Annotated in this window: 14 protein-coding genes; 2 read left to right on the forward strand and 12 right to left on the reverse strand. The window is 41.3% G+C overall.

Translation table 11 applies throughout. From position 1 onward, the window contains the following. Window positions 1–207 precede the first annotated feature (207 nt). From AC0TWI_RS10415 to AC0TWI_RS10470, 12 genes are all read right to left on the reverse strand, one after another. Window positions 208–2,964, reverse strand: a complete 2,757-nt coding sequence (locus AC0TWI_RS10415; protein ID WP_488126281.1) for a sigma-54-dependent transcriptional regulator — start codon at window positions 2,962–2,964, stop codon at window positions 208–210. A 128-nt stretch (window positions 2,965–3,092) separates the two neighbouring features. Then, window positions 3,093–4,406, reverse strand: a complete 1,314-nt coding sequence (gene rpoN, locus AC0TWI_RS10420) for an RNA polymerase factor sigma-54 (RefSeq protein ID WP_488126282.1) — start codon at window positions 4,404–4,406, stop codon at window positions 3,093–3,095. A 379-nt stretch (window positions 4,407–4,785) separates the two neighbouring features. Next, window positions 4,786–5,796, reverse strand: coding sequence for an SIS domain-containing protein (locus AC0TWI_RS10425; RefSeq protein ID WP_488126283.1), 1,011 nt, complete (start codon window positions 5,794–5,796; stop codon window positions 4,786–4,788). A gap of 74 nt (window positions 5,797–5,870) precedes the next feature. Further along, window positions 5,871–6,932, reverse strand: coding sequence for an SIS domain-containing protein (locus AC0TWI_RS10430; RefSeq protein ID WP_488126284.1), 1,062 nt, complete (start codon window positions 6,930–6,932; stop codon window positions 5,871–5,873). 26 nt (window positions 6,933–6,958) lie between these two features. Continuing rightward, a complete protein-coding gene (locus AC0TWI_RS10435) occupies window positions 6,959–7,810 on the reverse strand; it encodes a PTS system mannose/fructose/sorbose family transporter subunit IID (protein WP_488126300.1) in 852 nt (283 codons plus the stop codon). Beyond that, window positions 7,791–8,573 (reverse strand): PTS mannose/fructose/sorbose/N-acetylgalactosamine transporter subunit IIC, encoded by a 783-nt coding sequence (locus tag AC0TWI_RS10440; RefSeq protein ID WP_488126285.1) that lies wholly within the window; start codon window positions 8,571–8,573, stop codon window positions 7,791–7,793. The genes AC0TWI_RS10435 and AC0TWI_RS10440 overlap by 20 nt, the downstream gene beginning before the upstream one ends. 23 nt (window positions 8,574–8,596) lie before the next feature. After that, a complete protein-coding gene (locus AC0TWI_RS10445) occupies window positions 8,597–9,067 on the reverse strand; it encodes a PTS sugar transporter subunit IIB (protein ID WP_488126286.1) in 471 nt (156 codons plus the stop codon). Between the two features lie 15 nt (window positions 9,068–9,082). Further along, window positions 9,083–9,502: a PTS sugar transporter subunit IIA gene (locus AC0TWI_RS10450; RefSeq protein WP_488126287.1), complete on the reverse strand. Its 420-nt coding sequence runs from the start codon at window positions 9,500–9,502 to the stop codon at window positions 9,083–9,085. A gap of 474 nt (window positions 9,503–9,976) precedes the next feature. Continuing rightward, a complete protein-coding gene (locus tag AC0TWI_RS10455; protein WP_488126288.1) occupies window positions 9,977–12,979 on the reverse strand; it encodes a lamin tail domain-containing protein in 3,003 nt (1,000 codons plus the stop codon). Between the two features lie 482 nt (window positions 12,980–13,461). Continuing rightward, on the reverse strand, window positions 13,462–13,620 hold the full coding sequence (locus AC0TWI_RS10460) for a restriction endonuclease (protein WP_488126289.1): 159 nt from the start codon (window positions 13,618–13,620) through the stop codon (window positions 13,462–13,464). Next, window positions 13,617–14,690: an endonuclease NucS domain-containing protein gene (locus AC0TWI_RS10465; RefSeq protein WP_488126290.1), complete on the reverse strand. Its 1,074-nt coding sequence runs from the start codon at window positions 14,688–14,690 to the stop codon at window positions 13,617–13,619. The genes AC0TWI_RS10460 and AC0TWI_RS10465 overlap by 4 nt, the downstream gene beginning before the upstream one ends. A 31-nt stretch (window positions 14,691–14,721) precedes the next feature. Continuing rightward, window positions 14,722–15,843 (reverse strand): nuclease-related domain-containing protein, encoded by a 1,122-nt coding sequence (locus tag AC0TWI_RS10470; protein WP_488126291.1) that lies wholly within the window; start codon window positions 15,841–15,843, stop codon window positions 14,722–14,724. A gap of 264 nt (window positions 15,844–16,107) precedes the next feature. Between AC0TWI_RS10470 and istA the strand changes: the two genes are divergently transcribed. Together istA and istB are read left to right on the forward strand one after the other, a co-directional pair. Beyond that, entirely contained in the window at window positions 16,108–17,607 is a 1,500-nt protein-coding gene (gene istA / locus AC0TWI_RS10475; protein WP_488126292.1) for an IS21 family transposase, read from the forward strand. Next, window positions 17,607–18,335, forward strand: coding sequence for an IS21-like element helper ATPase IstB (istB, locus tag AC0TWI_RS10480; RefSeq protein ID WP_488126293.1), 729 nt, complete (start codon window positions 17,607–17,609; stop codon window positions 18,333–18,335). Before istA ends, istB begins: the two co-directional genes overlap by 1 nt. Window positions 18,336–18,470 lie beyond the last annotated feature (135 nt).

Below are 18,470 nucleotides of genomic sequence, written 5' to 3' on the forward strand. Positions count from 1 at the left end.
CTAATCGTGATAAAAGAATAGCAACACGGCCGACATGGGACTATCGGTCGGTCGTGTTGCTTTGTTTGACGGGATTTATCATAAGCCATTCTCTGCCATCAAATTTATAGGGTGAATGTAGTGATGTTCATTGGTTTATCAGAAATTGTGTTTATTGGCTATCGCTTACAGGCAAGACCCATTTTTGAATCGAAGGCTTATCGCTTATCAGTTATTCGATGATAAATAATCATATATATATCCAATTTCTGCTGTATTAATTTTGACATTATAAATACTTTCTATTGGTCTGAAGGATTCATAAATTGCCTTTATGATCTCTTTTTGAGACTGCTCAAATATGGTTTGGTTAGGATAGGTTTCGATTTGTTCACGTCTTATTAACCTTTCTACCAAGCAACTAACATGTATATATATGCCAATTTTCCTCTCGTTAGAAAGCCTCTTTTTTAACCTTAGCTCCAAAGAGCCTACGAAATCTTTCACATGGGCAAGAATTTTTTCTGAATCTAGTATTGTTATCGAGTCTATCACACGCTCTAAAGAACAATTCCACACAATATTATTATTAATCTCGTTGAAACACTCACTTGTAGTTATAGGAAGGAAAATTTCACGCATCTTCTGTTCTCCGCTCCCTGATACAATATCTTCTAGCGAAATATAGGGAACCCTGTCTATATCAGGGTCAGAGGTACCAATTATTGCAATTACGTCGTACATCCGGAATAGTGTTTCTCTATCTTTCAGCTCCTTTAGACGGTTATAGTCGTGAGCCACAATTTTGATATTCAAGTCGGCAGGTATACTATTATCCAATAGCTTCTTAATTTGCAATGCTGTCCCCATTCCCGTTTGACAGGAAGTAACGATCACTTTCTCCTTTTCCTTTTCAGGGTATAGTACTTTATAGTCCATTACTGACTTTTCAGTAACGACTTTAACGATTTCCTCCAAAAGCATATCTTTTGCTATTATACTTCCCAGATGTAATGCCATTTGTGTCGATACATTATTAATAATAGCGACAGGAGCTTTGATTTTATCTTTAATAAGTTTATCAATATTTTTTAATGACCCCATATCTACCAATATAATTAGACCTTGTGAGATATCATCTTTTTCTATATAGTTAAGAACCTTAGTAGCGATATCATTTATGGAAATATCAATTGGCATATCAAAAGGCTCGAAAATATTTTTCCCTAACAACCGATTTACTACATTGGCGATACTGCTTGCTGTTGCATAACCATGGGCCAATATGACTGCCCTTGGATGTTTAACATTGTTATCCACTTTTAATCCTCTTAAGTAAATCCATAGTATGATTTCATCTATCAATTCAACTTTCAGATCTAATTTATTTTTCAAGTTATCGATGATGAGCCGTACCAGTTTTTGTTCATATTTATAAGAGGTCCCTAAATGTTCGGATAGTTTATTTATCAACGATAATTGGGGCTCGGTCCAATGGAAATCCGTGTTGCCTTTATAATATAAAAAGTATGCCATTGCATATATGCTGTTCCCATTAAACCTTGCATTAAAATTCTTCTCAATATGTTCTATTGATTCTTCGATGTTCACCATGGTTATGTCAATTAGTGTGTCTTCGCTTTCTCTTGCATAATCAAATATTAAATGGTCAAATAAAACATTTACCTCTTCTACTAGATTACTTTGAAAAGTATCAAGTGAATATTTTTGTTCCAACATGTCACCAAATAACATCAATACTTTTTCATATGTGCTTTTAATGGGTTGGAGATGTGAAATACTGTTTTCGTATAATTGATACATGGTGGAGGTTTCATAAATAGTGATATCCTTGGTTTTTTCAGTTCTAGTGCCTGCAGATAATGTATCTTCCAATATTTTTCCCGGCAAATCTTGAAGAGTAATCTTTACCTCTTCAGCATTAGGTTTTTTTGCGAATGAAGAAGCAACAATAAGCTTTATCATGCTGCTTAATTCTCCCATGTTATTGGAGTAGTTATGCTTGGTCAGTGCGTTAATGGCATGATTTGTGATTTTAATAGGAATATGCAGCTTTTTAGCTTCATTAATTAAAAACATATATACAAATTGCCTTTTTTCTTTCTCCCCACGCCTGTTTAGACTGGGTATTTTTATTTGGATTGGAATCCTTCTCAAAAATGTTTGAAGAAAATGATTTTGGAGTGTTTCTGTTGTCGCAAAAACAAGTCTAACATTTGAATTGTGATAGACTTCACTTTCTCCCATTCGACGATATCTTCCTTGATCCATGAAAACAAACAACTTTTCCTGACTCTCAGCGTTTAGTCTATGTACTTCGTCAAGAAAAAGAATCCCCCCATCTGCGGCGGCTAGCAGTCCTTCTTTAGTAGCATCCGCACCTGTGAATGTCCCTTTTGTATAGCCAAACAGATAACTTGAAAGCAGTTCAGGATTATTAGCATACTGCGCACAATTAAACGTTATAAAGGGGGCGTTTTTCGAGAGAATTCCTTTTTCAATGCAGTATTTATATATCATTCCCACTGTGTAACTCTTTCCTACACCGGTGGGACCAGCTAGCATTATTGGCAATCCGCCAGGATAATAAACAGATGCTTTAATTTGTTCAATAGCTCTTTTTAAGCTCCCATCAGCACCTATTAACTTTTGAAGTACATCTGTTTCACCATAGGTTAAGGCGTTCTCTCTTTTTAAATCGTTAACGCTTTCAAAAACACATCTTTTTACCGGGAAGAACTTCTTTTCAAAAACCTCTTTGCTAAAAAAGTATACAGGTCTTGTATTAATTTTAATCACTGCGTTTTCTTCGACAAACTGATTTAAGTAGTGACTGACGGTATTACGTTTTATATTGAAAACCTTTGATATTTCATTTGCAGTGAATTCCCCGCCCAGTTCATCAAGATTTAATTCATTTGTCTGGTCCATTAATAACTCAAGTATATTTTCTTTTAGAGCCATATTACTCAAACTCCCTCTTTACATTTGTTCGGATTTGACGCCCGGACCCCATACCAAATGAGTTCAACTCATGTAAATGGTCTAATACAGGATATACAAATAGAATGGTAAAGTCAGTATAAAATCAATCAGTAGTATAAATTTTTCCTCTCCGAAGCGGTAGGGATAGTAAGTTCATTCCTGTACTTTGCAGCTGCTCTTCTAGATATATTTATATCTTTAGTACCCAATAAATCAACAATTTTTTGATCGGAATAGGGCCTTGCTCTGTTCTCACTCTCAATAATATTCTTTATCTCTCTCTTTATAAAAGTCGATGAAACTTCACCATGGAGTTTGTTTTTGGTGACTTTCACTGAAAACAAATTTCGCATGAAAAATGTACCGGCAGGTGTTCTGATATATTTATTATTGACTATCCGGGAAATGGTTGATTCATTCAACCCAATCTCCTGAGCTATTTCGGTCATTGTCATTGGCTCCAAATCCATCCTCTTATTTAAAAAGAATAGGTGTTGTCTTTTAACAATCGCTTTCGTAACCTTTTTGATATTCTCTTTTCTTTGTTCCAAGCTGGATTTTAACCATTCATATTGATTGATTTTCTCGATTAAATACTTATTAATTGACAGATCTTCTAATTTACTTAATTTAGTATAGTACTGTTTATCAAAGTTTATTTTGAAATATGTATCATCACCAAAGTGATATTGCCATTGGCCGGCATTGTACTCAATAACAATATCAGGGATGATATATTCAGTTGGACTGTTCAAAAATTCAATCCCCGGTTTAGGATTCAACTTTTTCAGGTCTTTGACTACTCCTTTAATTTCATCAGGTGTCAAACCCAGCTCCTTTGAAATTTTGTTCCAATTCATTTTTATAAGATCCTCAAAGTATTCCTTTACAATAATGGATGTATGGCAGTGAACACTATGACTTTTATTTAGCTGTAAAAGAAAACATTCCTGTAAGCTTCTAGCCCCAATGCCAATCGGATCCAAGCTTTGCAAAAGAGTAAGGACTCTGTTAAATTCGGACTTTCCTACACTTAATAACTCACAAGCTTCGTTTTCATCCATTTCCAAGTAACCGTTTTCATCAAGGGACTCAATAAGAATACGTAAAAGCCTGAACTCCTCTTTATTCAGCTGTAAGTCTATAATCTGTTCATACAAAAAACTTTTAAGAGAAAAAAATGTCTCCTTTGATGATAGTTCGGAAACTTTTCCATCCTCTATATACTGTTTTTTTGATTCTCCCCCTAAAAAAGCGTCATTAGTCTCTACCTCTATTAACGGATTATCCAACGTTATCTCTTCAATTAAACTGATCAGTTCTAAGCTAGTATACTGAAGTAAAGTAATAGATTGAATTAAATTTTGTGTTAGATTTACAGTTTGCAGCGGCTTTTGCACCAACTTGGTTTCGATTTGCATTTTCCCACCTCGGATGTATTTATTAAATGGGACCAAACGTAAGGTACATGGATAAGGCAATGCGAGAAATTTTAGTAATTTATTTCTGTCCTTGATACATTCTTATGATTGGCTGCACAAATATTCCGTATTTTATGTTTACTTTTACGGCTTTTATTATAACTTTTCAAGCTACCGGAAGATAGAGAAATCCGATTAGGTTCCTTCAGATCGTTAATATAAGTTTACTTGAGAACCAGATCACTAGGTTTTGCCCCCTAACTGATGAAGCGGAACATACCAAAAAAAATTTTAGCAAAAATCGCCCTTCTCAAAGGACGATTCCTGCATGGTTTCTATTTAGGCTAACTTACAAATCATCAATATTGGTTTAATCGCATTAATAATCAAATTGACGATAATAGCGACGGATGTCTAAATCATGTCCTGTATATTTTTCATAATAAACTGCTAATCGTTCTACCAACAGAGTTGTAGATATTGTTGGAGCTAGAATCCATCTAAATTCATCATCAATTCCTTCTAACTCATAATCCTTTGTATCTAATACAACAAGCTTTTTCGTGTATTCTTTACAGAACTTTTCTACACGATCGTCAAGAACTCTTTGTTTCCCCTCTCCCTTAACTAGAAATATTGGCATATCTTCATCAACTAACTCCAATGTCCCGTGGAAGAATTCCGGAGAAGTAACCGACTTTGTTCTTACCCATTGCATCTCTTCCAAAACACACATAGAAAATAAGTATACTTCTCCCCACATTTCTCCGCTGCCTACCCAGATATTATATGGTTCATTATGATACTTTTTGGCAATTTGATCTGCAATCGGCTCGAATTTCTCTTTTGCTCTAAGTAAATTATTTGGTAAATGCTTTAATTGGTCCACAAACTTCTCATAACCAGGAAACTCATTATTGTTGGCCAATAAGCGGAAGACGAACATAAACATTGCCATATATTCGAATTCCACTCCATCTTTCGCCTTGTTTGGGATTACCCAGCGGCTAAGTTTCTCTAAAGGCGATTCCGGAGTTCCTACGAGGGAAACTACCCTATAACCTCTTTCCTTACACCATTCAGCCGCCTTAACCGTTTCTTTCGTATCCCCTGATTTGGAGGCCATAATAACGAGCGAGTCTTTTGTTAGCTGGTTATTATCCGTAAGAACAATTTCAGCAGCATGCTCAGCATAGACAGGTATCTGACTTAATTGTTTTATCATTTCCACTACCGGCCACATGATGGCTAGAGATCCGCCAACTGAAATGAAGAAAATATTTTTAAAACCTTCTTCGGATATTTCATCGGCTATTTCTTTAATAATTCCTCTTGTTTCATACGTTTCTTCTGCATCAGCTAAATATGCTTTTTCATTAAATTTCAACATGGTAAATCCCCTCTCAACATTTTTATTTTTGGTTTTTTTGCTGGATTTACTAGCAAGTTTGAACATAGAATCTCTTATACTTTACTTTTTAAAACTTCGTCAAAGTCTTTGAATATTTCTTGATTAAGATCAATGCCTCTGGCTGCAGATAAACGATAAGCAATAATTTGGAATGGAATCGCCAACAGCAACGGAGCTTTATATTCATCAATATCGAGACATAACGAAAGCGTTTTTTCAGCATCGCCACAATCAGTTGTTATGGAATAACAATAATCTGTATAGGCAGAGAAATAGTCACCTAATTTTTTTATCCTTTCCAGATGGGGGCTTTTTGTTTGAATTAGTAGTAACCCATATCGATCATTCACCTCTAAATACGGTCCATGCATATAGGCCTCCAACTCAAACCCTTGTGTAGGAAGTCGGATTGTTTCAGTGAATTTTGTTTCACTTTCCTTAGCTGTCCCAACTGTTGGTCCATATCCAACTACCGAAAAGCGCGAAATTTCAGTAAACTCTTTCTCATATTGACGATAAAAGCTTTCAGTCGCAGTTATAACGCTTGGAATTTCATCTATAACTCTTTCAAATTCATTCTTTTCTAATAGGGCCTTTTTATCTCCATAACTACTGGCAGTGACCATCCCCATCAGCATTAAGGTTAATACGGTGGACGTAAAACCTTTTGTCACATAGCCCACATTTTCAACTCCGCAGCCAATATCTATGATGAAATCAGCATATTCTGTTACAGGGCTGTCTAAATTCGCTGTTAAAATAGCTATAGGGGTATCTTCTTTTGTTCGGGATTTTTTTAAGGCCTCAATTGTTGATGAACTTTTTCCACTTTGAGAAATGGCTAATATGAAATCTGTTGACCGATTAATTTCTTCATAATGAACAAATGTAAAAGGCTCCTTAATCTCAACTGATATTCCAGATATCTTTTCTATATAATATTTTGCGCTTAAAGCTGCATTATAACTGGAACCAGTTGCGATAATTAACCAATTTCTCGGCTTTTTGCGCGTAATTAGATCTTGAAATGGTCTTAGGTTTTCAGAATAATTATTGATAATATTTTTGCATACTAGATGCTGTTCATTGATATAGTCCATCATCGTTTCATTCAATGCGACCCTCATCCTTTCCAAATAGCTTATCCAAATATTCCAGCCCAAGCACCTAAAATACTAAAAACTGCAATCCAAAGCAAAATCGTCGTTGGCTTCCAGTGCTTTCCCAGCATCCAATAGGCACAGCCAAACGCCAGAAGAGGCAGAAGTCCCGGCATAATCCCATTCAATATTTCTTGCACAGAAGTTTCGGATTCACCACTGCCAAAAGTGACTGGAATCTCTAATACAATCATTTCTGCACTCATACCGCCAATAACCATTAATCCCAATATTGCTGCGCCTAAAGTTAACATTCCCAAGGCACCATTTTCTTGCAGTTTTTTCAAAAAACCGGTCCCCAGTCGATAGCCTAATCCTGTAAAGATGTAACGTAGCGCGATGTGGGGAATATTAAATACCAATAAAAATAAAATTGGCCCTAAAATGTTTCCCTGCAGTGCAAGTGATGTGCCAATCCCTGTAGCTATAAGGCGTAGAGTTCCCCAAAAAAACGAATCTCCTATCCCTGCCAAAGGGCCCATTAAAGAGGCTTTAACCGTGTTAATTGATCCAGAATCAAACGCAGGGTCTTCCGCATTTTGCTTTTCCATTGCAGCTGAAATCCCTAATATAAGTGTGACTATATGGGGAGTCGTATTAAAAAATTCTAAGTGCCGCTTTAAAGCAGCAGCAAGGTCTTCTTTATTTTTGTATAACTTCTTTAATATGGGGATCATCGCAAATGTAAATGGAAGACTAGCTTGGCGTTCATAATTCCAAGAGAACTCCATTGTAAAGGAGCGCCAAAAAAGGCTATTCAAGTCCTTTTTTGTAATCTCAACCGCCTCGTCTTTTTGAATCGCATCATGTTCATCAGAACTCTTCATCGTCATCCCCACTGTCAATCGCCCCTCCTTCAATTCCTGCCAGCTTCGTTCTGTTCATCAGGTTAACGATCACAAAAGCAACTACCGCACCAATCAATGCAATACCCGTTACTGGTATATTTAGGTATGCTGCTAATAAAAACCCCAGGAAAAAATACGGTGCTACTTGTTTATTGATTAACAATCTAGCCAACATCGCAAATCCAAGAGCAGGAATCAGCCCAGTTGCCACTTCTAATCCAGTCTGAATTGGCGCCGGAATCATATCCAGTACATGGCTGATAGCATTACTGCCAACAGAATAGGAAATCATGACAATTAAGCCAATCATCAAAGACATTCCAAATCCGCCTAATAGATGGGTTGCCGTTATACCGCGCGTATTTGCCTCTTCAGCATATCTATCAGCCCTATGCAAGAGAATCGGCAGCACAAGACCGAGATACAGGTTTTCAAATATTAGAGCTAGTGTCGCTATAGGCAAACCAAGCAGTAAAGCTGTTTCAGGGCCTGCACCATTGGCAATTGCAAAAGCTACACCTAAAACACCACCTGTAACGATATTTGGAGGGATTGCTGCACCGACAGAAAATGTACCAATAAACGCCAATTCCAATGTGGCACCCATAATGACACCCGTTTTGATGTCCCCCATTACAATTCCTACAAACAGTCCAGTAACCAGGGGACGAGATATCAAAGATGTTCCCAAGGCATACTCAGATTGCGCTACAAAGGCAATAAACCCTAATAATAATGCCGTTAACATCCTTTGCTCCTCCTAATCTTTTTTTATAATGCAGCTTCAGCATTCATTCGTTTTTCACTAGGGACTTGTCTGATTTCCACCTCCACTCCTTTCGCCATCATCTTTTTAACCAGTTCCTCTTCCTGTGGCAATAGATTAACTGCTTTTGAAATATTTCTTGTTCCTTCCCTTGCCTTTATCCCTCCCAAGTTTACTAGTTTCACTTGGGGGTAACCGCTTGCTATTCTTTCCGCATCAGCAACCGATTCCACGACGATAAAGAGTTTATATTTATCAGTAACCCCACTCTTTAAGGCTTCAATGGAATCTTCTATGCTTTTAATGACTAATTTCACACCTTGAGGTTTCGCTAGTTTCATGGTCGTTTTTCGCAGATCATTGACTGGCACATCATCATTCGCGATTAAAATACAATCTGCCCCTAGATGCTGTGTCCAGCTGAATGCAACTTGTCCATGTAATAATCGATGATCAACACGCAATAATTTAATCATTTATTTGCCCTCTCCTTAAAATTCTTCGTCAGATACTTGATTATTCATTTCCAAATTACAATACTTGATGGACTCACTGATATTCTCTAAAACCGAAGGAATGATTGTTTCTAGAGATTCACTTCTTGATATGTTCGTTAACAGGTCAATGATAAGCGCTAAATTCATTCCGGAAATTAAATGAATTCTCTTATCCTCTAATACATTCATAAACTCATTATTTATACTCCCGCCTAAAATATCAGTGACTATAATAAGTTCGTCCTTATCAGATATCTTCTTTACAAACTGAATCACTTGTTTTTTTAAATCAAATTGAGGCTCAAGATAAGCAGCTAAAGTCCAAACATTATTTTGTTTACCAATGATCACCTCAATTGAATTCAGCATCCCTTCTGCAAGTTTTCCATGTGAAGCCAGCAATATATATCTCACTATTGATCACCCCCTCATCATGACTGTATTTTTCCTCACCCTTTATTAATGCAAAAAGCATGCCAACTTAGTGGCATGCTTTAACTTTTTTATAAAATCATTAAGAAAGCGCTTTATATAAAGGGATAAAAAAAATATAATTTTTAATACCATCCATTTCGGATTGGGTATTTTGACTATATACACAGCTTTTTTGACACTAAAAGTCCCGATTGTGTTTTACATCAACGTATTTTGACACTGTATCATTTTTAGAGAGCATATTGGGCGGACTTTTTTTCCTGCCGTTCATAAGGCCATCAGCAATGGGACGTTATGGGATAGGATGAACAGCTAACCGTTCCTGATGCCAAGCCTGTAGTGGAGCTTTCACCACCTAGTATTCGCCCATGCAGGGCGCCCTAGAAAAAGCATCGCAGAGATTCATCTCGACGATGCCTTTCCTTTCCAAATGTTGTTTGTCACCAGATTTCGTTACTTTCTCTCTTCTTTAATGATGTCCTTGTCGTCCTTCATCAATTTCTTCAAATCGATGTTCAGCATGCGGTCCATCGGATAGGTGGTCGTATAACGGTATTTATTGGCTCCTGATTCAAAGACCACATACAGATCTTTCGGATGGTTGGCGACAATCCCTTCCGGCATGGGGATGGCTTCAATGCTCTCACGCGGCTTAGACTGAGCTCCGTCCAAGAACCAGAGGGGAACAGTTTTCCCTGCGACCGTCAGCTGACTATGCGGCTTCTCTTTCAATGGATACTCATAGCGGTACAGCACACTGTCATTCCCCCGGCCATAGGAAGTGCTCAAGGTGATGCCCTTTTTCTGAACAATTGCTCCCTGAACCTTGTCCGTTGTCGATAATACATAATCAGGAACAGCCGGCTGGCCGGAACTTTCATTCCATTGCTCTTTTGTAAGCATATCGGTGTTCGGCCGCAAATCGAAGCCGATCATCCAGGCATGATGCATATTCCCCGTCCGAGTCTCCATGTGGTGAGACGGATCGGTCGGATAGTCTTTCGCCTCGTAAAATTCACCGACCCAGAGAATGCCTTCATCATACACATTGTAGGCGGCATGAATCGGAACCTGTATTTTGTGAAGGAAGCGGATTTCGCCATTGTTAGGCGCATTCACAAGATCACTGATCCGGAATGGAAGCAGATGCTCCTCGGAAGCGACCCAGACATGGTCTTTGCTGATCGTGAGTCCTCCCGCATGGCCCGTGTATGGACTGCCGTCTTTGTTATAAAGCAAAACCGATTTAACGAGCTTTTCAGTTGTGGCATCTACGACGGTCAAGGTGCCAGGTCTGCCATTATCAAGATAACTGATCGTCAAGATCCAATCCTTTTGCTTATAGTATGTGATTCCCTGGGGTATGAGGTCCTGGGCAAGTCCCGGTATGACTGGTCCGTCCTTGCTGATGTCCCATAACCCCTGGTAGGCAGGATCTTTTTCCACAAAAGACCTCTCTTCCTGCGTAATGATTTGGTGGGCCGGCGTTACTCTTTGCGGCTCCGACTTCTCTGAAATATTCCCATATACATCTTCTGCAGCGACTTCCAGTGTAATCGTCTTGTTTCCGGTTAGCGTATAAAGCGTAAAGGAATACTGATCCGGTTTTACGGAGAACTCCAGTTGCCCGTCTTTATATATATGATAACGATAAATATCAGCCTCATTATCCGGATCCCACGTCAGTTCTGCCGTTCCGCTGCCTGCTTCTGCCCGGACATTCGCAGGAGTTTTTGGCAACTGCTGATCCCCTTGAGGCCTCTTAGGCACCTGATCCGGATCGACCCATCCCGGGGTCGGCTCCTGATGGCCCGCAAGCGTCTTCATCGTCAGACTGCGGTCAGACGGAAAGCCGAACGTAACGGATTTTCTTAATGACACGTCTGCTCCCGTATAGTTTGCCCTCACCACTTCGGATCCTTGAGGATTGGTTATGATGACGCTTTGGCTTCCGCTATTCACCAAACCGCCGATATTGTTTAAAATATGAACTTTTTCTTCGCTTAAGTATTTGCTTACATAAGAGCCGAAGTAGGCGGAGTTGAACGCCTCAAGCGTAATTGGCATGATTTGCTGTGTCCTTGTCCAGAACAGCTGAGTATCCCATGGCTCTATAATGACGGACGCTTGGATTTCTACGTTCCAGCTTCCAGAACGGATCCGGTAGCCTTTCAAATCGATGGCTTCATTGCTGTTGTTGTAGATCTCCACATACTCAAAGGCGTCATACTTTGCGTAGTTATCCGTATCCGGCACGACTTCCGTGATGAGAATCTCAGGTATCGGCACATCGTCCGATAGTCCGGCAATGAGTTGCGCTTGATCGGACTCATTTCCGGCGATGTCAATCGCTGTCACGGAAAACGTGTATTCCCTTCCGAGCTGGAGCGGCAATATAGTAATGCTCGTCTTTTCCGGCAAGACTTTTTCGTAAAATATTCCATCAACATAGACGTTATAGCCAGCAAGATTCGCTTCCGGGTTTTGTTCCCACTGAAGCACGACATGGTCGGCTCCAGGCACTGCTTTCAATCCTGCTGGAGCCTGCGGAGCTTCACGGTCGGACGCTTCCTGCGGGACCGCCTGAACAGCCGCACTTGCCGGTGATTCATTTCCATCCGCATCTATCGCGGTTACCGTGAAAGTATAAGACTGATGGTTCCCTAGATTTTCCGCCGTGTAGAACGTGTCGCCATTGACAACCGCCGGCCCGGCTGCCCCTTTTTGATAGACGTGATAGCTTACCGCCTCCGCAGATGCATTCCAGCTCAGCGCAACGGCTCCGTTTAATGGTTCTGCCTTTACGTCTGTCGGTGTCTCTGGCCCCGGCACCTGACCGGCAACAAGTGTTCCCGGAGTGGCCGTTTCATTGTTCCGGATCCTTGTCATCTGTTGTCCATCACTTTTTTGGTAGATGACACTTTTGTTTGTAATGCCGTCTGCTGTTCCTTCATTCACAAGGGCGGTGACAATCGTTTCTCCCGCAGCATTGGCAATGCCGACCTGGCGCAAGGCACTGTCGTGCAAGCCTTGCCCAGCCGTTGTCAATTTTATTTCCGCAACCTGGTCCTTATGCAGCAGCACGCCGTAATTCGAGTTAAAATCCCAGAGCGGCACATCCGGATCATTAAATTTCTTGAGCCACAGCACGATCGACTCTCTTGGCTGGATCTGTTGGCCCGGAATCGGCCATCTGTTGGCCGGCTGCGTAAAATCACTCGTAAAATACTGCAGCTGATAGCCGTTCAGATCAATTGCCTGTGAAGTATGATTATAAATCTCCACATACTCAAACGGCTGGCCTTCCCCGGCGGATTTCGCAACGATTTCCGTAATCAAAACGCCCGGGTCCCCCTCCAAAGCTTGAGCATCACCGCCCGGCACAGAAAACACCATGACGATCACCGCCACTGCCATCCACAGCCCATGCATCAAACGATCCATCTTACTAAACATATCCTTCCTCCCTTTTGCATATATTGTAGGGTTCGGGAAGCTGACGAAGCATAGAGGCAAAAGCACTTTTCCACATAAAAAACCCCATGAAAAAACCAGCAGTGCCGCAAAGATGCAGCAGTCTGGCATTTTCATGGGGTTCTCTTATTCTCCACCCATAAATGGTATCAGAATATTATGTATTATTTTCATCATAGTACACCACACTCTTGATGGCAATGAGTCGGAATAACTATATCACAGCAAAGTTGAATGCTTTAAGCCTATCAGATCTTAATGGATAATTCCGGCCCCTCTTTGACCATTTGCATCATGTGCTGGAGGTCTGCTAGAGGGATTTTAAGAATGGAAAACTTTTATCACGTTTGTCGGATAGGAGAATCCAACGAAAATCGGTCAAGAATTATAGAGAACTTTTATCCGCAATCTTCCTCCTGCTCATCCATGTCATCAACAAAGAACGATCTACTAACCTTACTCCATCATCGGGCCAATTGTTTGGCTGGAGCAGTAAAATAACTGTTTGTAATTACCCAACATTTATCTGCCCTGTAGTGTTTTTGTGCTGCGGAAAATTCCTGCACCGCTTTGATGCCTACATTTAGAATGAAATAACGCATGACCCCTGCCATACTCATCATAGAGAAAAATACTCTTCCACTTTTTCAATCGTATACTGGCTGCGCAGCTTGTAGGCCGAGTTTTGATTGGCACGCAACCCCTTTACCCAGAAGGCTTTTTCCTTCGGTACGGTTTTGATCCAATCAATGCCGACGATGTATTCGCATTTGTCCACGTCTTCCCTGTCGTGTCCAAGATCGGGATTGTCCAAGGGGCAATCGGCCAAACGCACTTCCTTCCCGTCAACGATGACGATGGCATCCTTAAATGGAACCGCCTTTCGGGTGACAGTACCGATACCCACATATCCTTCGCCCGGTATCATACAGAATACCCGAGCCCCGACGAACAGGTTCTTCAAAGTGCGGCTGAACCACTTGCCATTCCCGGCCGCAACAAATCCGTATTGCACTGCATCCTTCCAGCTGCGATTTGGTCCATCTTCAAAATTCACCGCAAAATCCCGTTTATTCCAATCCTCTTTCTTCTTTTCCGCCTGAGCACTAATGGCCTTTTCCTCCGTTACATCCGGATCGATCAGCCATGTTCTCGTTAAATAGCTGTTTTCTCCATCCTTAAAGTAGCGAAAATAAACGGCATTGATTGGGACGTTGTAATTGGATGAGAGATAATTGATAATTCTCTCCGTCTCATGATCCAGCTCCGCACAGACAATGACCATCTGATGCGAGCTATTCAGCTCCTCAGGCAAATCACTATCAAACTTATCGGAAAAGGCGACTTCCAATGGGCTCTTGTTCTTCTCTTCATAAAGCTCCACAATCTCTTCATAGGACAACGTCTGTACCCAGCTCGCATAATCCAGCACCTGTGCAGTCACTTGACGGGGGGTCTTATCTTTCTTGAGTTCAAAAATGAGCAAATTGCCGTCCACATCGATTCCCAGCAAATCAATGCACTTGCCATGTTTGGTCATGATCTGCCGCCCGATCAGAAGAACATCGTCCGTCAAAATGGATATGTCCTTCATGAGCAAATCCTCAAGCTTCATTTCTGATTCCAGAGAGCTGTACTGAATTCGGGTGGTTTGATTGTCTGTTACGTTCCAGATAGCGACTTCGATTGGCATTTTCATTTCCCCTTTTTCGGACTCGACCAATTTATTTTATCCCAGTAATCCTTAACTCAACTTGATCACCCTTTGGATTTAATTGGGTGTATCCACTAAAAACCAGCGTCTCCCCTTCCTTTATAAAAGGAACCTTGATATCTTTAAATATGACAGCGTCCATCTCGTTATCATTCACAGAGATTGTCAAAAACTTCGTTTTGCTGTTCGGGTCATAATAAAATCTTTTAACCTCGCCCTCTATGACTACATACTCATCTGGATTTATTGTTTCAATCCCATAACCGCTAGTGTTAACAGCCCGGCTGTCTTCTCTCCCTATAAAGATAAAAAGCACTATAATTATTGCTATTAATGCGCAGACGGTTAAAGCAATGAACCCTTTCTTGTTCTTACCCTTCTTTTTACTAGTTTTGTATTGTTCTACTTCTTCATATAGCCCCATTACCTTCCTATTGAGGTTATTGATATCAACCTTTTGGTTGTTCAACTCCTCAAATGGGTCTGATTCGAATTTTTTTGAGTATGAACTAGATATGCTTGTGACTATTTGAGTAATCAAATTGCCGTCTATGAGATATGAGGACTGAAACTTTGTCGCATTCTGGATAAGTGCATTGGTGTTATAACCCAATTCACTAGAAAAGAAATGATGCTTATAATAATTGTGTCGTTCTTTATCTGACCAAGCCGATAATGTCTTGGAGAATTTATATTCAAACTCAGCTTTGGTAATTCCTCTATGGATTACACAATATCCAATGCCTCTATATGGATCTTTATTCTGAAAGTACGGGAAATTTGAAACCAAAAAGCTGTGGAATTGATCTGCCTGATTTCTCACCTGATTCCATGGATTTTTCGTACCATACCTGTCTGTAACCAATCCCCCATTTGTCAACACCTCATTTATATAGCTAATACCCATATTTTTAATTTCCACAAGCCTGAAACCGTAGGAAGGTGAAATCACCAAAAAGTCAGGTTGAAGTTCTCCAATATCGGGCTGGGCAATTATATATGTATCTTTGGGTAAGTATCTCTTCAACAATTCTCCAATTTCTATTTCTCCAGTTATCCCCTTCTTATCTTCAATCCTTCCCGCCTTGGCCCTTCGCTCAACCAAACCTTCTTTTCCGATGAAAATCCCCATATTCCACCTTTACCTTTTTTATCATTTTACTTAATTATACCATTTGTTCAGATAAATTCATTTTCTTCTCGCTAATAGAACCTCTAAATGTATCATCAATAGTTCAGTTTCTTTGTCTACAGAGTGTTTATTGCATAATAAAAGTACAGTGATTTGCAGAGGATTCGTGCAGAAACTCCCTGCATAAAAAAAGGCTTGCCAGCCCCCAAATTACCCTCTACTGTATTGATTGAACAGATCATAACAGTGGGAGGATGCGAAAGGATGCTAGCAATGCCTGAAGTTCATTATATCAAACATTTGCGTGAAATCGAAGGGTTATCCATAAACGAAATCGTGGAGAAAACAGGGAGAAACTGGCGAACGGTTAAAAAGTATGCAGACGGGGAAACCCAGCCAACGCCGATTGCCTTCTCCAAAAAGGGGATGATGTATGAGGAGGGCTTCGGGGAGATTGTGGATGACTGGTTGGAGGAGGATGGCAAACTGAGGCGGAAGGACCGGAGAACCAACAAGAAGATCCACGAAGATCTGCGTGATCAACATGGATTCAAAGGATCTTACCGCACGGTCTGTGAATATATTCAGCATCGGAAGCCGCAATTGAAAGAGGAAAAGGCAACGAGATATGAAAGGCTGGAGCACCCTCCGGGTGAGGCGCAAGTCGATTTTGGCGAGATGACGGTCGTGAAAGACGGGAACTACAAGGATATCAAACTGCTGATTTTGAGTTTCCCATACAGCAACGCAGGCTTTGCTTGTCCGATGCCGGGCGAGAACACGGAGTGTTTCCTTGAGGGGCTGAAACGGCTGTTCCACCAGGCGGGCGGGGTGCCTACCCACCTTCGGATTGACAACCTTTCCGCTGCAGTGGCAACCATCGGAAAAGGAGACCAACGTACATATACGGATGCCTTCCTTGCCTTCCAAAACCATTACAGGTTCGAAGTCCAGGCCTGCAACCCCGCAAGCGGACATGAGAAGGGAAACGTGGAGAAGAAGGTCGGTTACACGAGAAACAATCTTTTCACGGTCTCTCCTATAATGGAAAGTTTTGCGCAAATGCAGTCCTGGGTGGAGGGGGAAATGGCGAAGGACCGTCAGCGCATGCACTATGAGAAAGGAGTCCTGATCGAAGAGCTATGGCAAGAGGATCAGAAGAAGCTCAAAACCCTGCCTCTTTCCGACCTGCCGGTCTATTCCGTGAAAAGTGGAAGTGTGAACAATTACGGTGAAATAGAGGTGGACAAAGAAAAGTTTGTCGTTCATAAGGCCAGGGCGCAGCAGCGACTTCTCATCAAGATGGAGTGGGACCGGTTCACTTGTCTCCTGTCAGACGGAGAAATTGTTTACCAGAGTGACAGGCCCTATATGAATACCAGCCGCCCGATTCCTTGGAAGGCAATCTTCAAAGATTGGGTGAGGAAGCCTCGTTCCGTAAGGTATTCACGTTTCTTTCAGTATTTGCCTGACCGGGTGAGGACCTATCTGACGCGGGATTCGGCGAAAACCAAAGCAAGGGCCAAGGGAATTCAGGCGTTGATGGAACGTTATACATTGGAAGACATCGAAAATATTCTGGGTGCGGAGCAAAGGCTGGATAGGGAACCGCACGAGCTGGGTGCCATTCTGGAGGCCAGGAAGTTTGAATATCCGGAGGGCACAACCGAGCCGCATACCCCTGCCATTCTTGTCGGATATGAGACAGACCTGAGTCAGTACGATCAGCAGCTCTGCCCTGCTCTCGAAGGAAGTGGCTCTTGATGGAACTTCAATCAATCTGCAAAGCATTGAGACTGGCCCATATCCCCGAGGGATATGATTGCATCCCCTTTGAAGATAAAGAGCAGTTCCTGCGCGATGTGCTGATGTTAGAAGTGGAATCCAGGCAGACGACGAAGGTGGCCCGGCTAATCAAAAAGGCAAAGTTCAGGGAGCTAAAATGGCTGAGGGATTATAAGTGGACAGAGCAGCTGCATCTGCCGGCCACCACTTCGAAAGAGGAGATCTGCGATCTTCGGTTCCTGGAAAGAAAGCAGAATCTGTTGCTTCTTGGCACTCCAGGCACTGGCAAGTCGCATCTTGGGACGGCTCTCGGGTTGAAGGCCTGTGAAAAGGGCTATGAGGTTCGCTTATTCCGCGTGGCAGACTTGGTCGGACAATTGGAGGATGCCTTGAGAGAAGGCACTCTACAGCGCCTAAAACGGCAGATTGAGAAATGTGATTTATTGATTCTTGATGAGCTAGGGTATGTGCCTTTTGGCAAGCAGGGATCGGAGCTGTTGTTCCATATCATCGCAGACTGTTATGAACAGAAGAGCGTCATTGTTACGTCAAATCTGGAGTTTGGACAATGGAACAGGGTGTTCGGAGACAACCGACTGACTTCCGCCTTGGTGGATCGTCTCGTACATCATGCGCATGTTATTGCATTTACTGGTGAAAGTTACCGGCTTCAAAATGCCCTCTCCTCTATCCGAGTGGGGGTGTGACTGCTAAACTAAAGTTAACAGTTCTTGCTAAACAGGAATAAACACTCTTCTATCAAATATCACTCCTGTTAAGTTATGCTTGTGCTTCAAGATAACTTAGCTGGGGGCTTGGAGAGATGGAGAAGATATTATTGT

This window comes from Lederbergia sp. B243.17, from assembly GCF_057657925.1.